This window comes from Kocuria sp. CCUG 69068, assembly GCF_020833785.1.
GTDB lineage: Bacteria > Actinomycetota > Actinomycetes > Actinomycetales > Micrococcaceae > Kocuria > Kocuria rosea.
The window spans coordinates 1-22,733 of sequence record NZ_PDDL01000059.1; the positions used below are offsets into that span (position 1 = coordinate 1).

General features: G+C 73.3%; 26 protein-coding genes and 1 pseudogene. 15 read left to right on the forward strand and 12 right to left on the reverse strand.

Features of this window, described 5'->3' with window-relative positions:
• From CRM73_RS11865 to CRM73_RS11875, 3 genes are all read left to right on the forward strand, one after another.
• On the forward strand, positions 1 to 213 hold a 213-nt coding region (locus CRM73_RS11865), incomplete at its 5' end, for a hypothetical protein (protein WP_229587838.1).
• Between the two features lie 313 nt (positions 214 to 526).
• Positions 527 to 955 carry a DUF1801 domain-containing protein gene (locus CRM73_RS11870; RefSeq protein ID WP_109221527.1) on the forward strand — a complete coding sequence of 143 codons (429 nt, stop codon included), beginning with the start codon at positions 527 to 529 and terminating at the stop codon, positions 953 to 955.
• A 152-nt stretch (positions 956 to 1,107) separates the two neighbouring features.
• Positions 1,108 to 1,434, forward strand: coding sequence for a GYD domain-containing protein (locus CRM73_RS11875; RefSeq protein ID WP_095650127.1), 327 nt, complete (start codon positions 1,108 to 1,110; stop codon positions 1,432 to 1,434).
• A 47-nt stretch (positions 1,435 to 1,481) separates the two neighbouring features.
• Here the strand turns inward: CRM73_RS11875 and CRM73_RS11880 are convergent, their stop codons facing one another.
• Entirely contained in the window at positions 1,482 to 2,432 is a 951-nt protein-coding gene (locus tag CRM73_RS11880; RefSeq protein ID WP_229587840.1) for an intradiol ring-cleavage dioxygenase, read from the reverse strand.
• Positions 2,433 to 2,725: 293 nt separating this feature from the next.
• Here CRM73_RS11880 and CRM73_RS11885 point away from each other — a divergent pair, with 293 nt between their 5' ends.
• Positions 2,726 to 3,229, forward strand: a complete 504-nt coding sequence (locus CRM73_RS11885; RefSeq protein ID WP_017834935.1) for an SRPBCC family protein — start codon at positions 2,726 to 2,728, stop codon at positions 3,227 to 3,229.
• Positions 3,230 to 3,260: 31 nt separating this feature from the next.
• Here the strand turns inward: CRM73_RS11885 and CRM73_RS11890 are convergent, their stop codons facing one another.
• Positions 3,261 to 4,289: an FAD-dependent oxidoreductase gene (locus CRM73_RS11890; RefSeq protein WP_126346708.1), complete on the reverse strand. Its 1,029-nt coding sequence runs from the start codon at positions 4,287 to 4,289 to the stop codon at positions 3,261 to 3,263.
• A 69-nt stretch (positions 4,290 to 4,358) separates the two neighbouring features.
• The gene (locus tag CRM73_RS11895; RefSeq protein ID WP_115163341.1) at positions 4,359 to 4,736 is read right to left on the reverse strand and encodes a TIR domain-containing protein; all 378 of its coding nucleotides are present in this window, start codon (positions 4,734 to 4,736) and stop codon (positions 4,359 to 4,361) included.
• 414 nt (positions 4,737 to 5,150) lie between these two features.
• Here CRM73_RS11895 and CRM73_RS11900 point away from each other — a divergent pair, with 414 nt between their 5' ends.
• Together CRM73_RS11900 and CRM73_RS11905 are read left to right on the forward strand one after the other, a co-directional pair.
• On the forward strand, positions 5,151 to 6,011 hold the full coding sequence (locus CRM73_RS11900; RefSeq protein WP_115163340.1) for a phosphotransferase family protein: 861 nt from the start codon (positions 5,151 to 5,153) through the stop codon (positions 6,009 to 6,011).
• A gap of 82 nt (positions 6,012 to 6,093) precedes the next feature.
• Positions 6,094 to 6,684, forward strand: coding sequence for a dihydrofolate reductase family protein (locus tag CRM73_RS11905; protein ID WP_136341940.1), 591 nt, complete (start codon positions 6,094 to 6,096; stop codon positions 6,682 to 6,684).
• Between the two features lie 35 nt (positions 6,685 to 6,719).
• On the opposite strand, the gene CRM73_RS11910 is transcribed toward CRM73_RS11905, so the two are convergent.
• Positions 6,720 to 7,592: an NAD(P)H-binding protein gene (locus tag CRM73_RS11910; RefSeq protein ID WP_229587842.1), complete on the reverse strand. Its 873-nt coding sequence runs from the start codon at positions 7,590 to 7,592 to the stop codon at positions 6,720 to 6,722.
• 192 nt (positions 7,593 to 7,784) lie between these two features.
• On the opposite strand from CRM73_RS11910, the gene CRM73_RS11915 reads away from it, so the two are divergent.
• The gene (locus tag CRM73_RS11915) at positions 7,785 to 8,375 is read left to right on the forward strand and encodes a GNAT family N-acetyltransferase (protein ID WP_017834942.1); all 591 of its coding nucleotides are present in this window, start codon (positions 7,785 to 7,787) and stop codon (positions 8,373 to 8,375) included.
• A 35-nt stretch (positions 8,376 to 8,410) separates the two neighbouring features.
• On the opposite strand, the gene CRM73_RS11920 is transcribed toward CRM73_RS11915, so the two are convergent.
• On the reverse strand, positions 8,411 to 9,397 hold the full coding sequence (locus CRM73_RS11920) for a GlxA family transcriptional regulator (RefSeq protein WP_035923709.1): 987 nt from the start codon (positions 9,395 to 9,397) through the stop codon (positions 8,411 to 8,413).
• A gap of 156 nt (positions 9,398 to 9,553) precedes the next feature.
• Here CRM73_RS11920 and CRM73_RS11925 point away from each other — a divergent pair, with 156 nt between their 5' ends.
• Positions 9,554 to 10,114: a hypothetical protein gene (locus CRM73_RS11925; RefSeq protein WP_229587844.1), complete on the forward strand. Its 561-nt coding sequence runs from the start codon at positions 9,554 to 9,556 to the stop codon at positions 10,112 to 10,114.
• 35 nt (positions 10,115 to 10,149) lie between these two features.
• Here CRM73_RS11925 and CRM73_RS11930 read toward each other — a convergent pair whose 3' ends face one another.
• Both CRM73_RS11930 and CRM73_RS11935 read right to left on the reverse strand, forming a co-directional pair.
• On the reverse strand, positions 10,150 to 10,521 hold the full coding sequence (locus tag CRM73_RS11930) for a VOC family protein (protein ID WP_109269092.1): 372 nt from the start codon (positions 10,519 to 10,521) through the stop codon (positions 10,150 to 10,152).
• Between the two features lie 76 nt (positions 10,522 to 10,597).
• The gene (locus CRM73_RS11935) at positions 10,598 to 11,182 is read right to left on the reverse strand and encodes a dihydrofolate reductase family protein (RefSeq protein ID WP_109269124.1); all 585 of its coding nucleotides are present in this window, start codon (positions 11,180 to 11,182) and stop codon (positions 10,598 to 10,600) included.
• Positions 11,183 to 11,270: 88 nt separating this feature from the next.
• On the opposite strand from CRM73_RS11935, the gene CRM73_RS11940 reads away from it, so the two are divergent.
• From CRM73_RS11940 to CRM73_RS11970, 7 genes are all read left to right on the forward strand, one after another.
• Positions 11,271 to 12,122, forward strand: coding sequence for an AraC family transcriptional regulator (locus tag CRM73_RS11940; protein WP_161976639.1), 852 nt, complete (start codon positions 11,271 to 11,273; stop codon positions 12,120 to 12,122).
• A 78-nt stretch (positions 12,123 to 12,200) separates the two neighbouring features.
• Positions 12,201 to 12,821, forward strand: a complete 621-nt coding sequence (locus tag CRM73_RS11945) for a TetR/AcrR family transcriptional regulator (RefSeq protein WP_109269090.1) — start codon at positions 12,201 to 12,203, stop codon at positions 12,819 to 12,821.
• Between the two features lie 145 nt (positions 12,822 to 12,966).
• Positions 12,967 to 13,656 carry a VC0807 family protein gene (locus CRM73_RS11950; protein ID WP_136340986.1) on the forward strand — a complete coding sequence of 230 codons (690 nt, stop codon included), beginning with the start codon at positions 12,967 to 12,969 and terminating at the stop codon, positions 13,654 to 13,656.
• Positions 13,657 to 13,804: 148 nt separating this feature from the next.
• Complete coding sequence (locus CRM73_RS11955) at positions 13,805 to 14,641, forward strand: hypothetical protein (RefSeq protein WP_109269089.1); 837 nt, start codon at positions 13,805 to 13,807, stop codon at positions 14,639 to 14,641.
• A gap of 290 nt (positions 14,642 to 14,931) precedes the next feature.
• Complete coding sequence (locus CRM73_RS11960) at positions 14,932 to 15,096, forward strand: hypothetical protein (protein WP_017834952.1); 165 nt, start codon at positions 14,932 to 14,934, stop codon at positions 15,094 to 15,096.
• A gap of 213 nt (positions 15,097 to 15,309) precedes the next feature.
• Positions 15,310 to 16,659: an HAAAP family serine/threonine permease gene (locus CRM73_RS11965; RefSeq protein WP_109244002.1), complete on the forward strand. Its 1,350-nt coding sequence runs from the start codon at positions 15,310 to 15,312 to the stop codon at positions 16,657 to 16,659.
• Positions 16,660 to 16,744: 85 nt separating this feature from the next.
• Complete coding sequence (locus tag CRM73_RS11970; protein ID WP_109269087.1) at positions 16,745 to 17,770, forward strand: LacI family DNA-binding transcriptional regulator; 1,026 nt, start codon at positions 16,745 to 16,747, stop codon at positions 17,768 to 17,770.
• Here the strand turns inward: CRM73_RS11970 and CRM73_RS11975 are convergent.
• From CRM73_RS11975 to CRM73_RS11995, 5 genes and pseudogenes are all read right to left on the reverse strand, one after another.
• Positions 17,736 to 19,079 (reverse strand): glycoside hydrolase family 32 protein, encoded by a 1,344-nt coding sequence (locus CRM73_RS11975; RefSeq protein WP_144835672.1) that lies wholly within the window; start codon positions 19,077 to 19,079, stop codon positions 17,736 to 17,738. The genes CRM73_RS11970 and CRM73_RS11975 overlap by 35 nt on opposite strands.
• Positions 19,076 to 19,963, reverse strand: coding sequence for a carbohydrate ABC transporter permease (locus CRM73_RS11980; protein WP_109243999.1), 888 nt, complete (start codon positions 19,961 to 19,963; stop codon positions 19,076 to 19,078). The genes CRM73_RS11975 and CRM73_RS11980 overlap by 4 nt, the downstream gene beginning before the upstream one ends.
• A 28-nt stretch (positions 19,964 to 19,991) precedes the next feature.
• Positions 19,992 to 20,942, reverse strand: a complete 951-nt coding sequence (locus CRM73_RS11985) for a carbohydrate ABC transporter permease (RefSeq protein ID WP_207307482.1) — start codon at positions 20,940 to 20,942, stop codon at positions 19,992 to 19,994.
• Positions 20,939 to 22,345, reverse strand: a complete 1,407-nt coding sequence (locus CRM73_RS11990) for an extracellular solute-binding protein (RefSeq protein ID WP_165440208.1) — start codon at positions 22,343 to 22,345, stop codon at positions 20,939 to 20,941. Before CRM73_RS11990 ends, CRM73_RS11985 begins: the two co-directional genes overlap by 4 nt.
• Before the next feature lie 145 nt (positions 22,346 to 22,490).
• A pseudogene (locus CRM73_RS11995) lies at positions 22,491 to 22,733 on the reverse strand (hypothetical protein); the annotation flags it as partial.

Sequence of the window (22,733 nt, forward strand, 5' to 3'; positions counted from 1 at the left end):
CCCGCGCCGGCGCCCGCGCCGAATCCGGCCCCCGTTCCCGCCCCCGCGCCGAGGCCCGCGCCGGCTCCCGCCCCTGTGCCGGCGCCGAAGCCCGCCCCGAACCCGGGCGCCAACATCGTCAACCAGGCCCCTCCCGGCTACTACGCGGACATTCCCGGCTACACGGGACCTCGTTGCTACGCGCCCGGCGGGAAGTTCTTCAAGCCCTGCTGATCCCGGCGACAGGATCTGGTCACGGAAGTGGTGCCGGCTCCAAGATGAAAAATCCCCCAGGAACGCCGCATGCGCCAGGAAGTCGCCGCCGGAGAACACCGAACGGTTCAAGAACCCCAAGACGAAGATGAAGACCACGACCCGCAGGATCAGGCTGGTCCAGGACGGACCGGACGCCGCGCCTGAGCCGTCGGTGACCGGCCCGCGTCGTCGTCACCCATGATCCGAGCGGAGTCCCCGCTGCCGTGTCGGACCGGCCGAGGACCCTGGGGCCTGAGACGATCGACGTCCCAGCGACCCCGAGGAGCCCACCGTGGAGAAGACAGGTCAGCCGGTCGAGGAGTACCTCGCCGGGGTCACGCCGGCGAAGCGGCGGGCGGACGCCGAGCGCCTCCTCCCCCTGTTCACCCGGGTCACCGGGCAGCCGGCGGAGATGTGGGGCACCATCGTGGGCTTCGGCCAGTACCACTACAAGTACGCGAGCGGGCACGAGGGCGACGCCCCCGCGGCGGGCTTCGCCGCGCGGAAGGCGGCGACGACGGTCTACGTGTACGACGGCGTCGACGCCCACCGGGAGAACCTGGCGCGCCTGGGCCCGCACACCACCGGAGTGGGCTGCATCTACCTCAAGGATCTCGGCGCGGTGGACCTGGACGTCCTCGAGCAGATCGTCGCCGCCTCGTACGCGAAGCTCGGCGACGGCCCCTGGACGGACCGCGCTCGGGACGGCGCCCAGGACTGAGCGGACGCCGCCGCCGACACGGAGAGGACATGAGTCACGGGCCGGCGACGATCCGGGTGATCCCCTGGAGTGCGCCCGTGTGGGGGCCTACGGTCAGCACACGCCTGATCGGAACCGGCCGGACGGACACCACCACACGAGGGGACGAGACGATGCCGCTCTACCTGTCCAAGTTCAGCTACACACCCGAGACCTGGGCGCGGTTGATCGCCCACCCGGAGGACCGTCGCCAGGCCGCCCAGGACTATATCGAATCCGTCGGCGGCAAGCTGCACGGCTTCTGGTACGCGTTCGGCGAGCACGACGGCTACAACCTGTGGGAGGCGCCCGACAACGTGTCCATGGCCGCGGTCGTCCTGGCCATCAGCGGTGGTGGCGCCCTGAGCTCCCGGGAGACCACGGTGCTCATGAGCGTCGAGGACACACTGGAGGCCCTGCGCCGGGCCGAGCAGATCAAGTACCGGTCTCCCGGGACCTGATCCCGTCTGCCAGGGGATCCCCAGAAGCAGACCGACCGCTGGATCGCTCAGCGAGACGGGGGCGGTCCGCCCGGCCCTCCCGCCATGCCTCCGCCGGTGGGCGTGGTGGTCGTGTCCACCCCGGCGGTCAGGGTGACGGTGTACCCCTGCGCGACACTGCCGGTGACGGCACCCAGCTGGCTGGCCCCGCTGTCGTCGCCGAAGACGTTGTCGCTCGCCAGGGTGAGCTGGGCCAGGTTGCTGACGGAGGACTCGTAGCCGGTGGTGGCGTAGACGGCGTCGCACGCGTTCTTCGGCAGGGCGACCTGCGAGGTGGCGATCGCGGTGGTGGAGTCGGTGATGGACGCCTGGTCCGGGTAGACCTCGAAGTGGATGTGCGGCCACCGGCCCGTGTAGCAGGCCGGGAAGATGCTGGTGAAGCGCACCTTCCCGTCGTCGTCGGCGATCTGCACCCCGCGCAGGTAGTTCTCCTCCGTGACGCCCTCGCTGTACATGGAGTAGCGGCCCTCCCGGTCGCAGTGCCAGACGTAGACGGCCACTCCCGCGAACGGCACCCCGCCGTCGGCGAGATCGGCGATGGTCAGCTCCAGCGTCATCGGCACGCCCTCGGCGGTCCCGCCGGCGTCCCCGAAACTGGAGCGCAGGTCGCTGCGCACGAGCCCGCTCTGCTCGAGCACGTCGGGACCGTTGGAGCCGTCCCCAGGGTAGGGCCCGGCGGTCTCGTCCGGGATCTCGTCCACCGCCAGGGCCGTGGCCGAGGGCGAAGGAGACGTGGAGGCCGACGACGACGCGCTCGCGCCGCTGCCGCCCGCTCCGGCCCCGCAGGCCGCGAGTCCGAAGGCCGAGGCGCCGAGACCGAAGACCGTCAGCACCTTCCGCCGGTTCATCAGGGTGCCGATGTCGAAGCCCAGCCCCTGGTCCACCACCTCCTCCTCGGGGCGCGGCAGCCGGCGGCCCTCGTAGCTGAGCGCCGTCTCGTGCGGGGTGCTGCGGTCCATGGATCCTCCATCGGTACGGGTCGTTGTCGGCCTCCACGCTAGGAACGGGTGCTGTGCCGCGGCTGAGCCGGGACACAGCACCGCTTGTGCGAATTCATGGACCGGTGCCGGCGCCCGGTCAGCGGGACGCGCGCCGGCCGCACTCCGCCGGCGACACGCAGCCGCGGCGAGCAACGATCCGGTCTCACCCGGACGGACCCGGCGCACCGGGGTCCTACCGTGGGAGCACCCGGCCCGCCGCTCCCCCCGGGGTACCCAGGCCCCGTCACTCGGACACCGCACGGAGGACCACCATGCAGACACTGGGTCGCGCCGAGGACTCCATCCACGTCGAGGCGCCGCCGCGGACGGTCTACGACCTCGTCGCCGACGTCACCCGCACCCCCGAGTACAGTCCCGAGGTCGACGAGGTCGTCTGGCTCAACGACGGCGGACCCCGCGTCGGCGCACGCTTCCGGGCCCGCAACAGGGTGCCGCCCGACTCCCGGTTCCCGTGGCACAACACGCCGATCGTCATGGCCGCCGAGCCCGGCCGGGAGTTCGCCTTCGCCCGCACCGAGCGCTTCGCCGGCACCCTCGTGTGGCGCTACCGGTTCGAGCCGGAGGGCACCGGCACCCGGGTGACGGAGTCCTACGAGATCGCCCGCCCGGTCGGCCGCATCGGCTGGTTCATCATCGGCACCCTGGGCCGAGACCGGGACCGGATGACCACGATGCGCCAGGGTCTGCGGGAGAGCCTGCAGCGGCTCAAGCGCGTGGCCGAGGCCGACGCCGCGTCGTCGTCCTCCGCACCGTGACGGACGGGGTCGGGACCAGCGCCTGACCCGGTCAGCTCAGGCGGGCCGCCGCGGCGACCACGGCGTTGCGCACGGCCAGCCCGTGCCGCGCCGTGCCCACGCGGTTCGCCAGACGGGCCAGACGCACCGTGCGGACGGTAGGCCGGCGGCGTACGGCGTCGTACCGGTGCAGGGCGCCGGGCACGTCGGAGGCCGCGCTCAGCGCCTCGACGAGCGCCGTCGCGTCGAGGAGGGCCTCGCAGGCGCCCCGGCCGAGATTGGGGGCCATGCCGTGGGCGGCGTCGCCGAGGAGCACGGTGTGCCCCCGGACATAGGACGGCAGCGGGGGCACGTCGAGCAGCGTGCGCCGGTCGATCGGGGTGTTCCCGAGGGCGGCCAGGACGCGCCGCACGTCCGGGTGCCAGTCGCCGTAGAGGCGTTGGAGGGCCTGGGCGTCGTCGCGCCCGGACGCGGCGGCGGCGAGCACGTCGGCGCGGACGCTCGCGAACCAGTTGGTGCGCTCGGCGTCGTGCGGGGTGATCCCGAAGAGCCGCGCCGGCCCCCAGGTCTCCGTGGCGCCGTCCGCCGGCCCCGGGACGGTGCCCCGAAGGGCGACCGTCCCCAGCGGCCGCGGGGCGACGCCGAAGAGCGCGGCGCGGACGGGGCTGTGCACGCCGTCCGCGGCGACGACGACGTCGGCCGCGGGCAGGGCACCGCGATCCGTCACTGGGGCGTTCCACGCGATGACGTCCGGGGGCAGGCCCTGGGCCAGCGCCGCCAGGAGCGCCGGCCGGGGGACCAGCCGGGCCGTGCGCCCGGGGCCGAGATGGGCGATCTCGGTGCCGTCCGGCCGGAGGAGCCGCGCACCCCGCTGCTCCACGGACGCGGCCCGGACCTGCTCGCCCACCCCCAGCCGGTCCAGGGCCCGCATCGCCTCGGGCCACATGCCCAGCGCCGTGCCGGTGCCCGGCAGGCCCGAAGACCGCTCGAGCACCCGGACGGACCAGCCCGCGCCGAGCAGGCCGCGGGCCGTGGCCAGGCCGGCGATGCCCGCACCGATGACGACGGCCGATCCGCGCACGGCTCCTCCTGTGGTCGGCGGTCCCGGTCCCGGGACGTGCCCCGGGCGGTCGAGCTGCAGGCGGCCGGGCTACAGGCGCTCCAGGAAGTTCCCGATGTTCTCCCACGTCCAGGTCTCGCAGCGCGCCGGGCCCATCTCGGCCGGCTTCATCCGCGCCTCGGGCTCCACCCACAGGCCCAGCAGCGGCTTGTCCTCGGCCACCGCGCACCGGATCTGCCACCGCGCCGCGTCCGAGTCCGGCGTGCCGCCGCCGATCAGCGCGATCACGCCGTCGCTGCGGCGGATCCGGTCCCGCACGTCCTGCTTCCACTCGTCCGGGCTCGCCCCGTTCCCGGGCGGCTCCACGAACCGCGCCTGGTCCCCGGCCCGGTCCCACTGCGCGGTGAAAAGGTTCCGGAACAGCTCGTCCTGCTCCGCGAACGCCAGAAATACAGTCTTCGGCGCCATTGCCGTCAACTCCCTGCCACATCGAAAGTTTGTCCTAGTGCAAGGCACCATATGCGGTCGGCGCCGTCCGGCGGGCGGGGCCGAGCAACATCCCTTCATGAAGACCTCTGATGTCCCGGTGTGCAGTGCGCGGCCCGAACGCCCTCCGTGCGCTCTGGTCTGCTCGCGGGCGGGGTGGGAAAATGGTGCTGCACCTACCCCTCACCCGGGCCGAGCCCGTCGAGCACCGCGGTCGGGAGCACACCCCCGCGCACCGGAGCACGAGAGGCCGACGGGACCGGCCGACGGTCGAGGATCCGGGATCCACCAGCCGGCCCAGCACTGCGGCCGGACCTGACCCGCGCGCTCGGCACCGGCACCGCCGCACGCAAGGAGCCCGCGCCGGACGGATCCGGAGGAGGACAGAGGACCGGCATGGACGAGCTGGAGCGCATCGCCGCGGCCTTCCCCGGGCTGACGTGGTCGAGGGCGCGGCGGATCACCGAGGGCTGGGACCACGTCGTCGTCGTCCTGGACGAGGCCCAGGTGTTCCGCTTCCCGCAGGAGGCGCCCTACGCGCAGGCGCTCGGCCGGGAGGTCGCGGTGCTGGACCACCTCGCCCCGCGGCTGCCGGTGCGGATCCCGCGCTACGACCGCGTGGCGCCGGACGGCTCGTTCGCCGGGTACCCGCTCCTGCCCGGCCGCACGCTCCAGCCGGAGGTGCTGGCCTCCCTGGACGGGACGGCGCGCGACGCGCTCGTGGACCAGCTGGCCGGCTTCCTCTCGGCCCTGCACACCGCACCCGTCCCCGGCACGCCGCTGGAGCAGGTGCCGGCGTCCTTCCTGGCCGAGGACCAGGACGACGTCCGCAGCGCGGCCGCCGTGCACCTGCCCGCCGTGCTGACCCCGGCAGAGCTGGACGAGGTGGCGCGGATCCTGGCCGACGTCGACGCGCTCCTCGCCGCCGACCTCCCCGAGGTGGTCGTCCACAACGACGTCTACAGCCGGCACCTGCTCTGGGACGACGACGACGCCCGGCTCGGCGTGATCGACTTCAGCGACATGTGTGTCGGTGACCCGGCCGTGGACTTCGCGGAGCTGCACGAGTATGGCGAGGACTTCGTGCGCGCGGTGCACGAGCGCTACACCGGGCCGAGGGACCCCGGGCTCCTCGACCGCGCCTGGACGTACCAGCGCTGGATCGGGGTGTACATGCTCACCGACCACTTCGACGTCGGCAAGACCACGTGGGAGGTCGCCCGGGAGACCTTCGACCGCGTCCGGCGCGGTCGGTGAACCGGGCCCCGGCGCCGCGCCGCACCCGTCGTGGTCCGGGACTGCCGTGACGTCGCCCGGTGCACCGGCCGAGAATGGGAGCATGCGACGACTGACCTACTTCATCGGCGTCTCGATCGACGGCCGGATCGCCGGCCCGCACGACGAGACCGACTTCTTCCCGCTCTCCGACGCCTACGGCGCCTGGCTGGGCGAGGAGTTCCCCGAAACCCTCCCGACCCACGTCCGCACCCACCTCGGCATTGACCACGCGCCACACCGGCACTTCGACACCGTGGTCATGGGCCGGCGCACCTACGAACCGGCCCTGGCGATCGGTGTGGTCAGTCCCTACGCGCACCTGCGCCAGTACGTCGTGTCGACCACGCAGCAGGAGCTCACCCCGGAGGTGACGGTCGTGCGCGAGGACCCGGTCGGGCTCGTGCGCTCGCTCAAGGCCGAGGACTCGCCGTTCGACGTCTGTCTCGTCGGCGGTGCGTCGCTGGCCGCGGCGGTGCTCCCGGAGATCGACCGGGTGGTCGTCAAGCTCTACCCGGTGCTCGCCGGGGCCGGGCGGCCGGCCTTCGACGCCGGGGAGTTCTCGCCCGCCCGGTTCGACCTGACGGACGTCAGCACGTTCGAGGGCGGCCACGTGGTCCTGACCTGGGACCGCCGCCCGGTCGCCTCGTCCTGACCCGGCGGGCACCGCTCCGGGGTCGGCGGGCCGGCTCAGGCCGCGAGCGCGGGCCGGAGGACGGCGTGGGCCCAGGCGCCCAGTGCAGTGGGCGTCGTGGTGAGCGGCTCCCGCGGGTTCTCCGGGGTGAATCCCCGCTGCCCCCGGGACATCCCCAGCACCCCCTCGACCTGCGCGCCGGTGAGGCCGGCCGAGCGCAGGACACCGGCGACCTCGGCCTCGGCGACCTGGACGGCGGTCAGCGGGCGCCCGAGCGCCTCCCCCACGATCCGGGCGGCCTCGGCGAAGGAGAGGTCCTCGGGCCCGTGCACGCCCTGCGTGTGCCGGCCGGTCCAGTCGGTGGCCAGCAGCCGGACGGCGGCGACGTCCCCGATGCCCCGCGGGTCCACCCAGGGCATCCGGTGGTCGACCGGCAGGGTGGTGCTCAGCACCCCGGACCGCACCGACTCGCGATCCAGCAGCAGGTTGGTGAAGAAGTATCCGCAGCGCAGATGGGTGACGTGCGCGCCCGTGGCGTCGAGCAGCTCCTCGGTGCGGGCCAGACCGTCGATCTCCCCGAACCCGTGGCGGGCCTCGGCGCCGACGCTGCTCTGGAAGACCACTCGCGGCACGGCGTTCCCGGCCACCGCCGCGGCGGCGACCTCGCCCATCCGGGCGTAGCCGGCGACGGGGTCGTCGTCGTCCGTCGGCGGGTTCACCCAGTACAGGGCGTCGGCCCCGGCGGTGGCCCGGGACACGGCGGCGAGGTCGCCCTGGTCGCCCTCGACCACCGCGCACCGGGCCCGCAGGTCGGGGTCCAGGCGGGACGCGCGGCGCACGAGCACGGTGGGCCGCAGCCCGGCCTGCACGAGCAGCCGCACGACCCGGGAGCCCACGTGCCCCGTGGGCGTGGTGACGACGATCCTCATGACGGGTCCCCCTCTGCCTCGAGCAGTCCGGTGCACCCACCACGCTACGACTCCGGCTGCCCCGGCGCACCGGGTCCCGCCGCCGTCCGCACCCGCCGGAGGGTGGTCCGCCCATAGGGTGGTCCGGACGGCGGGTTCTCCCTCGGTGAAGAGCACGGCCGGCGCCACTCCGCCCAGCAGCGAGGAACGACCATGACTTCCACCGCGTTCACGATCCGACCGGCGACCAGCGAGAGGTTCGACGACGTCGCCACCGTCCTGGGCCCCCGCAACCCCGACTCGGCGGTCTGCTGGTGCCTCACCTACCGGCTCCCCTCCAAGGAGAACCGCGCGCTGACCGGCCGGGAACGTGCGCAGAGGGTCCAGGAGCTGTGCGCCCGGCCGATCCCGCCGGGCGTCCTCGCCTACGACGGCGGGACGGTGGTCGGCTGGTGCGGCGTGGCCCCGCGGGCCGAGCTGCACTCCTTCGCCCACAGCAGGCGCATCCCGCACGTCGACGACCTCCCGGTCTGGGCCGTGTGGTGCTTCCGGGTGCGCGGCGGCCAGCGGGGCCGGGGTGTGGCCCAGGCCCTGCTCGAGGGCGCCGTGGAGCACGCCCGCGGCCACGGCGCGCCGGCCGTCGAGGGCTACCCGGTGGACAACGGGGACCGGAAGGTCGACACCACGATGGCCTATGTCGGCACCCGAGCCATGTTCGAGCGCGCCGGCTTCACCCAGGCCGCCGACACCACCTCGGTCCTCAACGGCTTCCCGCGCGTGCTCATGCGGCTGCCGCTGCGGTGAGCGGCGCCTGAGCGTGGTCCGCACCGGGCACGCGGTCAGGACGCGGGCGCGGCCCGGGGCGGGCGGCTGAAGCGGGCCCGGTAGTCGGTGGGTGAGATCGCGTACCGGCCTACGAAGCTCTGCCGCAGGGCCTCGGCGGAGCCGAACCCGCACCGCTGGGCGATCGCGGCCGCCGGCAACGAGCTGGACTCCAGCAGCCGGGCGGCGGCGTCGGTCCTGGCCTCCCGCACGAACCGGGCCGGCGGCAGGCCCAGGTGCGCGTCGAAGAGGCGGGTGAGGTGGCGGGGGCTGACCCCGACGTGGTCGGCGACGGCCGCGGTGGACAGGTCCGCGTCCAGGTGGGTGGTGATGAACCCGATCGCCTGCTGCACCACGTCGTTGCCTCCTCCGGAGACGCCGGTGAACAGGCTCATCTGGGCCTGGTTGCCCGGCCGCTGCAGGTAGGTCACGAGGTTGCGGGCCACCTGGCGGGCCAGCGGCACGCCGTGGTCGTCCTCGATGAAGGACAGGGTCAGGTCCAGCGCGCTGGTGACCCCGGCGGCGGTGGCGATCCGCCCGTCGCGGATGTAGATCGGGTCCGGGTCGACCTCGACCTGCGGATAGCGGCGGGCGAGGTCGGCGGCGAAGCGCCAGTGCGTGGTGGCGCGCCGTCCGTCGAGCAGCCCGGCGGCGGCCAGGACGCTGGCGCCGGTGCACACGGAGGCCACCCGCCGGCTCGTGGCCGCGAGGCGCCGCACGTGCCGCAGGAGGGGCTCGGCGTCGGCGGCGCGGTGGTGGCCGAGGCCGCCGGTCACGATCATCGTGTCGACCGGTCCGAGCACGTGCTCGAGGGCGCCGTCCGCCTGCAGGGTCAGACCGGTCTCGCAGCGGATCGGGACCCCGCGCAGGCTCAGCACCTGCACCCGGTAGGGGTCGCGAGGCCGGCCGATCATGTTGGCCAGGGCCAGGGGCGTGGTGATGCAGGCGATGTCGAGCAGCTCCGCCCCGTCGTAGGCGATCACCGCCGTGGCACGATCAGCCATCAGGTTCCCCTGTCACCCGGTGTGGGACGAGTATCCCAGGATTCCGGACGCAGCGGAGGACGGGTCCGAAGAGTGACGTCCGGCCGCTCCTACCCTCGTGGCATGAACCACCGGTCTCCGTCCGCAACCCTCCCCGCTCCGGCGCCGACATCGTCGGTGCCCCGACCCGTCCGGGCGATCGCACGGCGGTGGCCCGCGGTCCTCGGCCTGGCGTTCGCCGCGTTCAACCTCGCCACCGACGACCCGCGCAGCGTCACAGCCGTGCTCCTGGTGCTGGTGCTGGCGACGACGGGGTACGTGGTGATCGCCGTGCTCGTCCGTCCCCGCTGGTCCTGGCCGGTGCTCGCCGTCCTGGTCGTCCTCGTGGTCACGGCCCGGCTCGCCGGGGCGGGGCCGGTCGTCGAACTGGCCGCCATGACCGCGGTCGTGCTGGGCGCCGTCGTCGTCGGCGCGGTCCGGGGCACCTTCTCGCGGCCCGGGGCCTATCGCTGGCAGCCGTTTGCCGCCGTCGGGTTCATGGCGCTCGGACTCGGTGCGCTCTGGCTCTCCCCGGAGGCCGGGCGCGTGCTGGTCGCTGCCGGCCTGATCGGCCACGCCGCGTGGGACCTGGTGCACTGGCACCGCCACGAGGTGGTCTCGCGGTCGCTGGCCGAGTGGTGCGGTGCCCTCGATCTCGCCCTCGGGGTCGGCGTCCTCGCTCTCGCCCTCGCCGGATGATCCCCGGCCGACCGGGAGGGAGTGCACGGCGGTCGTCAGCGGCCCGGACGCTCGTGGAACTGCAGCCGGTGTCCGTCCGGCGCCTCGACGGTGGCGTAGGTCCCCCACGGCTCGCTGACCGGATCGGACACCGTGGCACCCCTGGAGCGCAGCTCCGCCACGGTCGCCGCGACGTCGTCGGCGGTGAAGGTCAGGTGGGCGCCCTCGCCGGGATCCTTGCCGGAGGCCGAGGCCGCCGACAGGACGATGGACGTCTGCGCGCCGGGGGGCCTGACCTCGATCCAGCGAGCGCCCCCGCCCATGTCGGCGTCCGTGACGACGTCGAATCCCAGGGTGTCCCGGTAGAACGCCAGGGCCTCGTCCTGGTCGCCGACGTACAGCACCGCCGCCGCGACGTTCGTGATCATGAGTTCCTCCTGTGTGAGCTCTTTCCCATGGACAGGTGAGGTCGATCGGCCTCAGGTCCCCATCATGACGGGCCGCTCACGCCCGTGTGCCGTAGACGAGCGCGACGGTCCCGAGGTCCGTCCTGGCGACCGATCTCAGCGCGAGCCGGCGTGGGACCGGCAGCTCGCCGAACAGCCGCTTGCCGGATCCGAGCAGCAAGGGGTGGACGAACAGCCGGATCTCGTCGACCAGGTCCTCCGCGAGCAGCTCCCGGCAGAGCACGCCGCTGCCCAGCACGGCGATGTCCCCGTCCTCGCCCGCCCTCAGCCCGCGCACCGCGTCGACGGCGTCCGTCGAGAGGATCCGTGTCCCCGGCCACGCGGCCTCGGTCAGGGTCCGGGAGGCCACGTACTTGGGGGTGGCGTTCAGATGCGCGGCCACGGGGTTGTCGGCCGGCTGGTGGGGCCAGAACGCGGCCATCTTCTCGTAGGTCCGGCGCCCGAAGAGGTAGCTCGAGGTCCTCGCGAACCCCGCGGATGCGGTGACCTGATGGACGCTCCCGGCATAGGGGGCACCCCAGCCGCCGTGCACGAACCCGCCCTCCGGGTCCTCCCCGGGTGACCCCAGCCCTTGCATGACTCCGTCGACCGTCAGAAACTCGATCATGACCAGCGCGCCCATCGTGGGGTCCTCTCCTCGTCCTCCTCCGACGGTAGGACTCCGGGGCCGAGGGGGTCTTGAAGAAAGCGGCACGGCACAGAGGGCAGACGTGAGCGGGTCCGCGCCGACGGTCCTCCGGCAGGCCGTTCCGCCTCCGCTGCGGGGGCTGGTGGCGGGGATCGTGGGCTTCGACGAACTCGCTCCGCCGGGAGGACGGTCCCGGGTGCAGCCGGTCGGCAGCTTCCTGGTGCTGGAGATCTCCTTCACCTCACCGCTGCACGTCCGGGCGCTTCCGGCGGCAGCGGAGACGGTTCACGGTGCTTTCCTCGCCGGGCTGATGCCCGGTCCGGTGCGCACGGTCTTCTTCGACCGGCACGCCTCCGTGCAGGTCTATCTGACCCCACCGGGCGCCTGCCGGCTGCTGGGCGTGCCGGGCCGGGAGACCGCCGGGCACGTCCTGCCACTGGCGGACCTGGTGCCGCGATGGGGCCACGACCTGCCCGACCGGCTCGCCGAGGCACCGGGCTGGTCCCAGCGTTTCGCGATCGTGGTCGACGAACTGGTGCGGCTCGCCGGGTCCGGGGCACCGGCCGATGCCCTGGTGGAGTGGACGTGGTCGGAGCTCCAGCAGACGGGCGGACAGGCGCGGATCGCGGATCTGGCACGGCGCTCGGGCTGGAGCGTGCGGCACGTGCGCGCGCGCTTCGACGAGGTGACCGGGGTCCCGCCCAAGGTCGCAGCACAGATCATCCGGTTCGAGCGCCTGCACGCGGAGCTGGGGAGCCGGAGTCTCGGGGCGCTCGCCGCTCGGCACGGCCTCTCGGACCAGAGCCACCTCACCCGGGAGGTGCGGCGCTTCGCGGGCGAGACGCCCCTCGCCCTCGCGCGGGCACGGCGGCCCACTGCGTTCACCCTGCTCGGGACACGCCCTCTTCCCTCTCCGACCTCTCAGACGGTGTGACGAGTCCTGTCCCGACCGCGGGGCGTCACACTCGGCCCTCCCCTTTCCCGGGTTGACCGCGCGGCCTATATTTTGACCATGCGGTCAAACGAGGCCTCGGGTGACTCCCCGACCTTCACGGAGACGGCCCGCCGGGCCCAGATCCTGGCGTGTGCGATCGAGGCCATCTCCGAGTCCGGGTACGGGCGGGCCTCCCTGGCCGAGATCGCCCGCCGCGCCGGCGTGAGCAAGGGCGTGGTCTCCTACTACTTCACGTCCAAGGACGAGCTGCTGGCCCAGGTGGTGATCGACGTCTACCGCCGCGCCGGGGCCGCCATCGCGGCCCGCACCGACGCCGAGACCGACCCCTCGGCGGTGCTGACCGCCTACGTGGAGGCGAACCTCGCCTTCCTGGGCCGGCATCCGGCGGACCTCCGGGCGGTCACCGAGATCGTGATGAACCTGCGCGCCCCGGACGGCGCCCCCCGGTTCACCCCGTCCGGGGCCGACCCGGTGCTGGCCCACCTGGAGCGCCTGCTGCGCGACGGGCAGGAGACCGGGGCCTTCCGGGACTTCGACGCCCATGCCCTGGCGATCCTCGTCCGCGGGGCGATCGACACCGCCTCCGGGCGGCTGGTCACCGACCCGGACTTCGACCTGGGCACCTACACCCGCGAGCTCGTCTCCGTGATCGGGCTCGCGACCCGGAAGAGACCCTGAGGAGAGCGCTGTGAGCGTCCCGGACCCCATCCCGCGGCCGACCGTTCCCCCTGCCGGGACACCACCGGACCGGAACCCTGCGCCGTCGCCGGCCCCGGACGGCGGTGCGGTCCCGAGCGGCGGTGCGGTCCCGGGCGGAACGCCGGTGAGCTGCCGGCGTCACCCGCTGGTGGGACTGCTGGGCGCAGGCCTGGTCCTGCCCTTCGCCCTGTACTACGGACTGCGACTGGCCGGGGCGGAGCCCTGGGTGGCGCTGGTGCTCGGCGGGCTCGCCCCGCTGCTGCGCGTGCTGGGCGCCGCGGCCCGCACCCGCCGGCTGGACCGGCTCGGGGCCTTCACCCTGTCCGTGCTGGCCCTCAACACCGCCGTGGGGCTGATCACGGCCGACGCCCGGCTGCTGATGGCCCTGGGCGGCTGGCTCACCGCACTGCTGGGCGCGTGGCTGCTGACGAGTCTCGCCGGCGGCCGGTCCGCGCTCTTCGACGCCACCGTGGCTCTGATGCCCGCCGAGGCCGCCACCCGCTGGAGGCACGGCTGGGAGCAGGACCCGGTGTTCCGCCGGATCTTCCGGGCGATGACCGCGGGCTGGGGAGCCGCCTTCCTGATCGGGACCGGCGCCCGAGCGGTCATGGCCTACACCCTGCCCGTCGACGCGGTCCCGGTCGCCGCCGCGGCGCTGCTGCTGGTGCTGCTGGTCGCCGTCGTCCAGGCCGGCAAGGCGTACGGGCGGCGGCACCTGGGCCCGCCCGCCGCGCCGGCCACGGCGGCCGGGCCGCCCCCGGCGCCCGGCGGTCCGGGCGCCCGGAGCGGACCGGACGGTGACCTGGGCCTTTGACGCCACGTTGCGCCCACAGGGGACCGCAAGGTGTGAGAGTTCCCACTCGGCCTGTGCTTTCCCAGGTCAGTCCGGATAATGGGGAAGGCTGGCCCGAGCATCGTCGCGGGGATCAGCACCCCCTTCCCCGCAACCGAAGCAGGACAGCATGACTCTGGAAAAACCACGCACCGAGGCCCCCGCGGCCGAGGACCATCCGCAGGCACCGGCCGAGGAGCAGTCCGAGAAGAAGAGCCCGGCCCTGAACATCCCGGGCCTGCTCGCCGGCGCCGCCACCGCCGCGACCATGTCCGTGATCGGCGGCCACCTCAGCGTCGCCGGCACCGTCCTCGGCGCCGCACTGACCAGCATCGTCTCCGGCATCGCCATCGTCATCTACTCGACCTCGCTCGAGAAGAGCCGCCGCGGCCTGAAGAAGGTGAAGACCACCGTGGCCCAGCGCGTGCTCGCCCGCCCCGGCCTGGACTCCTCCGAGTCGGACGGCAGCACCGCCGTGGCCGCCGGCAGCCGCTGGACCGCCCTGCGCCCGCGCCTGAAGCCCGTCCTGGTCTCCACCGGCGCCGTCCTCGGCCTCGCGGTCGCGGCGATCTTCGGCATCCAGGCGCTCACCGGCACCGAGCTCTCCGGGGGCACGGGCACGATCCAGCGCACCGTGACCGGCAGCGAGTCGGTCTCCGTGCGCAGCGACGTTGCCCCCGCCCCGGTCGAGGACCCGGCCGCCGGCACCGGCGAGGTGGCCCCTGCCGAGGGGACCGTCCCCGACGCGGAGGTCACCGTGGCCCCGGGTGGAGTCGTTCCGGGCGAGGTCGCCCCCACGGACGGAGCGGTGACCGAGGACGACACCACGACCGGCGGCACCCTCCCGGACACGAGCGGCCAGGAGTCGGAGAGCGGGCAGACCGACACCGTCCAGCCGGGCGCCGGCGCGGCCGCCGAGCAGGCCGTGCCGGGCGCCGACGCCGGTGCGGTGCCCGCGGCGCCGTAGACGGCAGCACACCGGAAGGACCGGGGCGGGGACGTGGATACCACGTCCCCGCCCCTTCCCGTGCCGGCCCCTGTTCCTGGACGCAGGCCGCGCCATCTTTCGTCATGTTCGCCTGTTGCCCCTGACCAGGCCCGATGTTGGCGCGGCTCCCACGAGGTCTGGACTTAAGTCGACTGACATATGTCCCGAAAGGCACCTAACTTGGCCTCATCCCGGCTGCGGTCGCAGGCGGGAGGCGATCGACGAAGGGGATGACAGTGGCAGGGGTTCGAGAGGTTCGCGGAAATCAGGTGGCGCAGTGGCTGACGGTCGCGGCCGTCATGCTGTTCGTCGCCAACGGCGCCGTCCTGGCCCTGGGGTCCCAGGCCTACGGGTGGGCCACGCTGCTGTTCGCGGCGGCCGCGTACTTCGCGGTGTCCACCGGGATCGTGGGACGCCCCCTGCGACAGCACTGACCCGCCGGCACCGAGGTGCCGGTCCTGACCCACCGACGGAGCGTCGGCCCGGCACGCCGGTCGTGCCGGGCCGACGCTCCGTCGTCGTCCCGGCGGCGGTTCCGGGGCGCGGGTGCCGCTGCCCGGGAGTGACGCCGCCCGAGGCCCGGAGGGACGCGGTCCGGCTGGTATCGTCCCTGAGGTCCACCCCATGTGCACCCAGCGAGGACCACCATGTCGCGCTCCCCTGCCCCGCGGACGATCTCCGCCGACGCAGAATTTGTTCCCTCCCCCACGACCACGCCGACGACCACGAACCCCGCCCCGGACCGCTCGGCCACGGCACCCGGTGCCCGGAGCCGGCCCTCCGCGGTCGACACCGGCTGGATGCTCGGCCTGTTCGGCACCGCCATCGGCGCGGGCATCCTCTTCCTCCCGATCAACGCGGGGGCCGGCGGCCTGTGGCCGCTGCTCGTGGTGACGGTCCTCATCGGGCCGATGACCTACCTGTCCCACCGGGCCCTCGCACGCTTCGTCTGCGCCTCGCCGCGGAAGGGCGAGGACATCACGGTCGTGGCCCGCGACTACTTCGGGGAGGGCGCCGGGCGGGTGATCACCGTCCTGTACTTCCTCGCGATCTACCCCATCGTCCTGATCTACGGGGTGGGCATCACCAACACGGTCGAGAGCCTGCTGGTCAACCAGCTGGGCCTGCCGCAGGTGCCCCGCGTGCTGCTCTCCGGGGTGCTGATCGCCCTGATGATGCTGGTCATGGTCGCCGGTCAGCGCCTCATGCTCGCGGTGACCCGGTGGCTGGTCTACCCGCTGATCCTCGCCCTGCTGGGGGTGACGATCTACCTCGTCCCCACCTGGCAGGTGGGCGACCTCGCCGTGGTGCCGTCCGCCGGCGAGCTCACGCTGTCGGTGTGGCTGATCATCCCGGTGCTGGTGTTCGCGTTCAACCACTCCCCCGCGATCTCCCAGTTCTCCCTGGCGATGCAGCGCGAGCACGGGACGGACGCGCCCGCGGCGGCGTCCCGCGTGCTGCGCCGCACCACGGTCCTGCTGGTGCTGTTCACCATGGGCTTCGTCTGGTCCTGCGTCCTGTCCCTGGGCACCACCGGGCTGCAGGAGGCCCGCGAGGCCAACCTCCCGGTGCTCTCCCACCTGGCCAACGTGCAGGACAACCCCTGGATCGGCTACCTCGGCCCCGCCGTGGCGGTCGTGGCGATCGTCTCCTCGTTCTTCGGCCACTACCTGGGCGCCAGCGAGGGCGCGGCGGGGATCGTGCGCAGCATGCTCCCCGCCCGGATCCGGCAGCCGCAGGACCGGACGCTGCGCCGGGGGATCGCGGTCTTCATCTTCCTCACCACGTGGGCGGCCGCGGTGCTCAATCCGAGCATCCTGTCCCTCATCGAGTCCCTGGCCGGGCCCGTCATCGCCGTGATCCTGTACCTGATGCCGATGTACGCCGTGCGCCGGATCCCGGCGCTGGCGCCCTACCGGGGGCAGCTCTCCAACGTGTTCGTGACCGTCGCCGGGCTCGTGGCCATCAGCGGCATCCTCTTCACCCTCGTCCGCTGAGCCCCCGGCCCTGGGCGGGACGTCCCCGATAGACTGGGGGCCGCACACCGACCCGGTTCGAGACCGGTGCTACCGCCGGAGGAACATGGCCCGCAACCCCACTGCCGCCGATGTCGCGCGCGAGGCCGGGGTCTCCCGGAGCGCGGTCTCGATGGTCCTCAACAACAACGCCGACGGCAACGTCTCGCCCACCGCCCAGCAGCGGATCCGGGAGGCCGTGCAGCGGCTGGGCTACGTGCCGAACGCGGTGGCGGTCGCCCTGCAGAGCCAGCGCACCAACACCATCGGCGTGATCACCGACGAGATCGTGACCAGTCCCTTCGCCGGCCGGATCATCAGCGGCGCCGGTTCCGTCGCCCGCCCGGCGGGCTACGTGCTCACCGTGGCCGACACGGAAGGGGTGCCGGGGCGCGACCTCGAGCTCGCCGAGGCCCTGATCCACCGGCACGTCGACGGGCTGGTCTACGCCACGGGCGGCCTCGTGGAGCTGGACCCGCCCGTGGCGCTGCTGCACCGCCCCGCGGTGCTCGCCAACTGCTACGACCCGCAGGAACGGCTCGCCGCGGTGATCCCGGACGAGGTGACCGGGATGCGCCGTGCCACCGAGCACGTGCTCGGCCTGGGGCACCGCCGGATCGCCCTGCTGACCGGCACGTCCGACTCGCCGGCCACGCCGCTGCGCCGGCAGGGCTTCGAGGCGGCCTGCGCGGAGTTCGGCCGCGAGGGCCTGCGGCTCACGGTCGAGCCGACCGGCTGGGAGATCCAGGACGGCTACCGGGCGGCGCAGCGGCTGCTCGCCCTGCCCGAGCCGCCGACGGCGGTCCTCGCGTCCAACGACCGCACCGCCACGGGCGTGCTGCTCTGCGCGGCGGCGTCCGGCCTGCGGGTCCCGGAGGACCTCTCCCTCGTGGGGGTCGACGACCAGCAGAGCGTGGCCGACCAGCTCGTCCCCGCGCTGACGACCGTAGCCCTGCCGCACCTGCGGATCGGGGCGCGCGCCGTGGAGCTGCTCCTGGAGCAGCTCCACGGCGTCGAGGTCCCGCCCGCGGTGGAGCGCATCGACTGCCCGCTGATCGTCAGGGCGTCGACGGGCCCAGCGCCCACCCGGTGACCGCGCCCGGCTCGACCGCCGCGCACCAGGTCTCGCCGTCCTGCGGATAGGCCCGGAGGGTGTGGGAGGGCCCGTCCTGCGCGTAGACCTCCACCAGGGAGCCGTCGACCACGACCGTCGCCGCGCGCCCCGACCAGACCTCGCGCTCGCCGGCGGGACCGCGCAGCAGCAGGCGCACGGCGGCGTCCGGGCCCGTGGCGCGGAGCTCGGCGGCGTCCGGCAGCTCGACCGTCCCGTCCGCGGACGCCGGCTCGAGGGGCTCGCGCCGGTGCCCCGCGCACTCTGCGGCGGGTGCCGGGACGAGGACGTCGCCGTCCAGGCGGAGCTCGCGCGGCCAGGTGAGCAGACCAGCCCACCCCTCCTCGTCGCTGACCTCCTCCGGGCGCGTCTCCCACGACCAGCCCCACAGCAGGGTGCGGTCCTCCAGCGCCAGCACCTGGGGCGCGTAGAAGGCCGGCCCCGTGTCCACGGCGCCACAGGCCTCGGGGGTGAAGCGGGGGGCGGCTCCCCGGGCCCGGCCCCCGTCGTCGTCGTCGGGGTCCTCGTCCATGCGCCCGACGACGTAGCGCACGTCCTGGAGCCGGCCGGACCCGTCCTCCTGGCGCATCCACCGGGAGACGATCAGCACCCAGCGGGACACCTCGCCCTCGACCACCTCGAAGAGCTGGGGGCACTCCCAGATCGAGGCGTCGAGGTCCGCGCTGAGCACGGGGTGGTCCGAGGTCAGCCACACGCCCAGGTAGGTCCAGTGCTCCAGGTCGGCGGCGTCGTAGAGCAGGATCGCCGCCCGGCCGTCGGCCAGCCCCGCGCCCTGGAGGGCGTACCGCCGCCCCGCCCAGCGGAAGAGGAACGGGTCGCGCACCGCGACGACGTCAGGGTCCGCGGGCATCTCCGCCGCCGTGACGCCCTCCTGCCGCCAGGACCGCAGGTCCTCCGAGCCGGTGGCCAGCGTCACCCGGGACCGGTCGTCGCCGGCCTCGACACCGCTGTAGACCGCCACCGGGCGCCCCTCGTCGACGGTGAGCACCCCGGACCAGCAGCCGAACGCGTCGGGGCCGTGCTGCTGCGGGCGCAGGGCCACCGGCTCCTCCTGCCACGTCACCAGGTCCGGTGAGGACAGGTGCCCCCACTGGATGGCGTCGTGGCGCGCGGAGCCGGGGTTGTACTGGAAGAACACGTGCCAGGTGCCGTCGACCCGGCACAGCCCGTTGGGGTCGTTGAGCCAGCCCCGGGCCGGCCGGGGGTGGGTGCGGGGGAAGGCCCGGCCGGTGGGCAGGACGGCGGAGGCGGTGCTGGGAGAGAGGGTCATTTGCTGCTTCCTGCGGTGAGGCCCTCGCGCAGATAGCGCTGCCCGAAGACGAAGACGATGAGTGCGGGGATCATGGAGATCACGACGCCGGCCAGGACCACGGAGATGGAGCCCGTGCCCAGGTTCCCCTGCAGGGACACGAGGCCCAGGGGGAGGGTGAAGTTCTGCTCCGAGATGGTCAGGATGAGTGGCCGGAAGAACTCGTTCCAGTGGTAGTTGAACGCCAGGATGCCCACGATGGCCATGCCCGGCAGGGACAGCGGCGCGTAGATGGAGAAGAAGGTCCGCCAGGGGCTCGCCCCGTCCAGGGCGGCGGCCTCCGCGAAGTCGTTGGGCAGCCCCATGAAGTACTGGCGCATCAGGAACGTGCCGAACGCGGTGGGGATGGCCGGGATGATCAGCGCCAGGAGGGTGTCGGCCAGGCCCATGCCGCGGACCAGCATGAACACGGGCACGATCGTCACCTGGACCGGGACCATCATGGTGGCCAGGACCACGCCGAACATCAGCCCGGAGCCCCGGAAGCGCATGCGGGCGAAGACGTACCCGGCCATGGCCGCCGTCAGCATCTGCCCGGCGGCGATGAGGGCGGTGACCAGTGCGCTGTTGAGGACGAGCCGCACCAGGTCGATCTGCCGGGCGACCTCGGCGTAGGCCGTGGTGTCCGGGTCGGTCGGGAGGAACTTCGGCGGGAGGTCGAAGGCCTCGCTGGGGCTGCGCAGCGACGTCGACAGGGTCCACATGACGGGTCCCAGGACCGCGACGGCGGCGACCAGCAGGAAGAGGAAGCCGGCGACGCGTCCCGGGCTGGGCAGTCCCCGGCGGCGGCGACGGCGGGGCGCGGGGCCGGCCGTCCGGGACGGGGTGTGAGCGGGTGCAGACATGAGGTGGTCCTTCGTCGGTCGGGAGAGCTCACTGGTAGTGGACGTAGCGCCGGGAGAGGCGGAACTGCGCCAGGGTGACGAGCATGATCAGCACCATCAGCACGAGTCCGATGGCGGACGCCCTGCCGAACTCCAGCTGCTGGAACGCCGTCTGGTAGACGACCATCACGGCGGAGCGGGTCGAGTCCCCGGGGCCGCCGCGGGTGAGCACGTAGGGCTGGTCGAAGACCTGCAGCGCCGTGATGATCGCCGTCACGGACGCGACCAGGAGGGTCGGGCTGACCAGGGGCAGGGTCACGTTGCGGAACTTGGACCAGCCCTTGGCGCCGTCGAGGTCGGCCGCCTCGTAGAGCTCCTTGGGGATGGACGCGATCCCGCCGAGCAGGATCAGGAACGTGAAGCCGAAGTTCTGCCACACGTAGACGAGCACCACCACGAGCGAGGCCCCGGTCGTGGTGGTCAGCCAGGGCACGGCGGGCAGGCCGACATTGGTGAGGAGCCAGTTCACGACGCCGAACTGCTCGTTGAACATGTAGCGCATGAAGATCGAGACGCTGGCCGCGGAGAGGATCAGCGGGAAGAAGAACGTGGAGCGGAAGAACAGCCGCAACCAGGCCGGCATCTTCCCCTGCACCAGCACCGCCAGGGTCATCGCGAGGGACAGCTGCAGAGCCACCGCGACCACCACGAACACGATCGTGTTCAGGAAGGAGACCCGCACGGTCCGGTCCGTGACGAGCTCGGTGAAGTTGCGCAGCCCCACGAACTCGGGCGCGGAGATGATGTCCCACTGGAAGAAGGCCAGCACCACGGAGGCCAGGATGGGCAGCACCGTGAAGACGCCCATCCCGATGACGGTCGGAGCCAGGAAGACGACGGTCATCCACCTCTCGGCCCGGGAGCGGGTCCGCCGCGGCGACGGCACCGGTGCGGAGACCGTGGTGCGGGCGACGTCCGGTGCCGGTGCGATGGTGGTCATGAGTCCTCCCCGAGGATGAGAGCGAGTTCGGTGTCGAGCCGGTCGAGGGCCGAGGTCATCTGGCCGGCGCCGCCGCCCATGGCGACCGCCACGTTCTTCATGAGCGCGGACTCGACGGCGGCCTGCTGCGGCGGGGCGGGAATGGGACCGGTGCTGGGGAAGCGGTCCAGCGTGTCGTAGAAGACCTGCCAGTGCTCCGGGCCGGCCCCGCGGTAGAAGTCCGCGGTGACCATGGAGCGCCGGCTCGGCGTGGTGTTCGGGTGGGGGGTGGCCAGCTGCATCGACTCCTTGCGGGCCGTGAACTTGATCCACTCCCACGCCTGGTCCTTGCGCTCCGAGGTCTTCATCAGCGCGTAGCCGGCGCCGCCGAACTGGTGCCGCTGCGTGCGCCAGCGCGGGAAGAACTGCACGTCGAAGGCCTCCGGCCCCATCCCGGCCTCGTTCAGCCCCTGCGCCCAGTACCCGCCGGCCGGGGTGGCGCCCACACGGTTGGAGGCGAACAGGCCGATCAGGGCGTTGCCGCCGCCCTCCTCGGGGCGCACGCCGAGGCCCTCCTGCACGAGCTCCCGCAGGTAGTCGAACGTCTCCGTGACCCGCTCGTCCCGGACGTTGGAGCCCGTCCACAGGTAGCCGCCGCGGCGGTCGGCACCCGCCGGGTGGTCCCCGTAGAAGCCGTTCCACAGCCATCCGCCGCCCGGCGCCTTCTCCTCGGTGAGGAAGCTGGTGCCGTTGGCGTAGAGCCAGGGGACCACACCGCCGAACAGGCGGTTCGTCCAGTAGTAGGGGCGGAAGGAGCCCTCGTTGGAGCGCTGCATGGCGCGCATGAGCCCCGTGAAGTCGTCCTTGGTCCAGTCGTCGGCGGGCCGCTCCGCCCCGGCCCGGCGCAGCGCCGCCGTGTTGAGGTACATGTTGGCCGCGTTGAACTCCAGCGGCAGCTGGTACAGGTTCCCCTTGTACATGAAGGCCTCGACGAGGCTGGGGTGCACGTCGCGGAAGTACTCGCCCATCGTGGCGGCGTCCCGCTGGACGAAGCTGTCGAGGGGCACCGCGAGCCGGTCGGCGAACAGCTGGGTGCCCTCCGTGGCCACGTACACCAGGTCCGGCGCCTGGCCGGCCGCGACCATGGTGAGGATCTTGGAGAAGAAGTCCCCCCAGTCCGCGCTCTGGACGGCCTGGATCCGCACCGGGATGTCCGGGTGCTCGGCCCGGAACTCGTCCACCAGCTGCTGGCGCTTCGCGGCGTCCTGGGACGTGCCCTGGATCGCCACCGTCAGGACGTCATCCCCGCGACCGGGGATGTCGGAGGCGGTCAGGCGCGGCCACGCCCCGACGGTGGCCCCGGCCAGTGCGACGCCCCCGACCCCCAGTAGCGCGCGACGGGTCATGCTGCTCGCTGCAGTCATCCGCGTGTCCTCACTCTGCTGAACTAACACGTGTCAGGTTCCTGACACGTGTTAGGAGAGTAGGGACATCCGGGGCGAGGTGTCAAGGATCACAGTTCGGGGCCGTCACAAGACTGCATCGGGGGCCGTCCGGAACGGCGAGCACTCAGGAGACGAGTGCCGCCGCTCCGGGGCCGGTGAGCTCCTCCGGGCCGACCGGGCGCCCGGACACCGCCAGCAGCAGCGCGAGGACGCCGCCGCGCACCTCCGGGCCGGTCCCGGCGTCGAGGGCGGTGTCGGTGGCCACGAGCCGCAGGCCCGCCGCCCGCTCCTTCCCGCCGCCGAGCTTCGCGCTGGTCCGCAGCTGGTGGCGCAGGGCCTCGGCGACCGGTCCGGCCGGGCGGTCCCG

Coding starts and splice junctions, on each gene's coding strand:
- CRM73_RS11920 (WP_035923709.1), bottom strand. CDS start 9,397: ATGGCTGATCGTGCCACGGCGGTGATCGCCTACGACGGGGCGGAGCTG.
- CRM73_RS11980 (WP_109243999.1), bottom strand. CDS start 19,963: ATGTCTGCACCCGCTCACACCCCGTCCCGGACGGCCGGCCCCGCGCCC.
- CRM73_RS11880 (WP_229587840.1), bottom strand. CDS start 2,432: ATGGACCGCAGCACCCCGCACGAGACGGCGCTCAGCTACGAGGGCCGC.
- CRM73_RS11970 (WP_109269087.1), top strand. CDS start 16,745: ATGGCCCGCAACCCCACTGCCGCCGATGTCGCGCGCGAGGCCGGGGTC.
- CRM73_RS11900 (WP_115163340.1), top strand. CDS start 5,151: ATGGACGAGCTGGAGCGCATCGCCGCGGCCTTCCCCGGGCTGACGTGG.
- CRM73_RS11985 (WP_207307482.1), bottom strand. CDS start 20,942: ATGACCACCATCGCACCGGCACCGGACGTCGCCCGCACCACGGTCTCC.
- CRM73_RS11930 (WP_109269092.1), bottom strand. CDS start 10,521: ATGATCACGAACGTCGCGGCGGCGGTGCTGTACGTCGGCGACCAGGAC.
- CRM73_RS11945 (WP_109269090.1), top strand. CDS start 12,201: ATGCGGTCAAACGAGGCCTCGGGTGACTCCCCGACCTTCACGGAGACG.
- CRM73_RS11935 (WP_109269124.1), bottom strand. CDS start 11,182: ATGGGCGCGCTGGTCATGATCGAGTTTCTGACGGTCGACGGAGTCATG.
- CRM73_RS11955 (WP_109269089.1), top strand. CDS start 13,805: ATGACTCTGGAAAAACCACGCACCGAGGCCCCCGCGGCCGAGGACCAT.
- CRM73_RS11905 (WP_136341940.1), top strand. CDS start 6,094: ATGCGACGACTGACCTACTTCATCGGCGTCTCGATCGACGGCCGGATC.
- CRM73_RS11895 (WP_115163341.1), bottom strand. CDS start 4,736: ATGGCGCCGAAGACTGTATTTCTGGCGTTCGCGGAGCAGGACGAGCTG.
- CRM73_RS11885 (WP_017834935.1), top strand. CDS start 2,726: ATGCAGACACTGGGTCGCGCCGAGGACTCCATCCACGTCGAGGCGCCG.
- CRM73_RS11975 (WP_144835672.1), bottom strand. CDS start 19,079: ATGACCCTCTCTCCCAGCACCGCCTCCGCCGTCCTGCCCACCGGCCGG.
- CRM73_RS11875 (WP_095650127.1), top strand. CDS start 1,108: ATGCCGCTCTACCTGTCCAAGTTCAGCTACACACCCGAGACCTGGGCG.
- CRM73_RS11915 (WP_017834942.1), top strand. CDS start 7,785: ATGACTTCCACCGCGTTCACGATCCGACCGGCGACCAGCGAGAGGTTC.
- CRM73_RS11990 (WP_165440208.1), bottom strand. CDS start 22,345: ATGACTGCAGCGAGCAGCATGACCCGTCGCGCGCTACTGGGGGTCGGG.
- CRM73_RS11910 (WP_229587842.1), bottom strand. CDS start 7,592: ATGAGGATCGTCGTCACCACGCCCACGGGGCACGTGGGCTCCCGGGTC.
- CRM73_RS11965 (WP_109244002.1), top strand. CDS start 15,310: ATGTCGCGCTCCCCTGCCCCGCGGACGATCTCCGCCGACGCAGAATTT.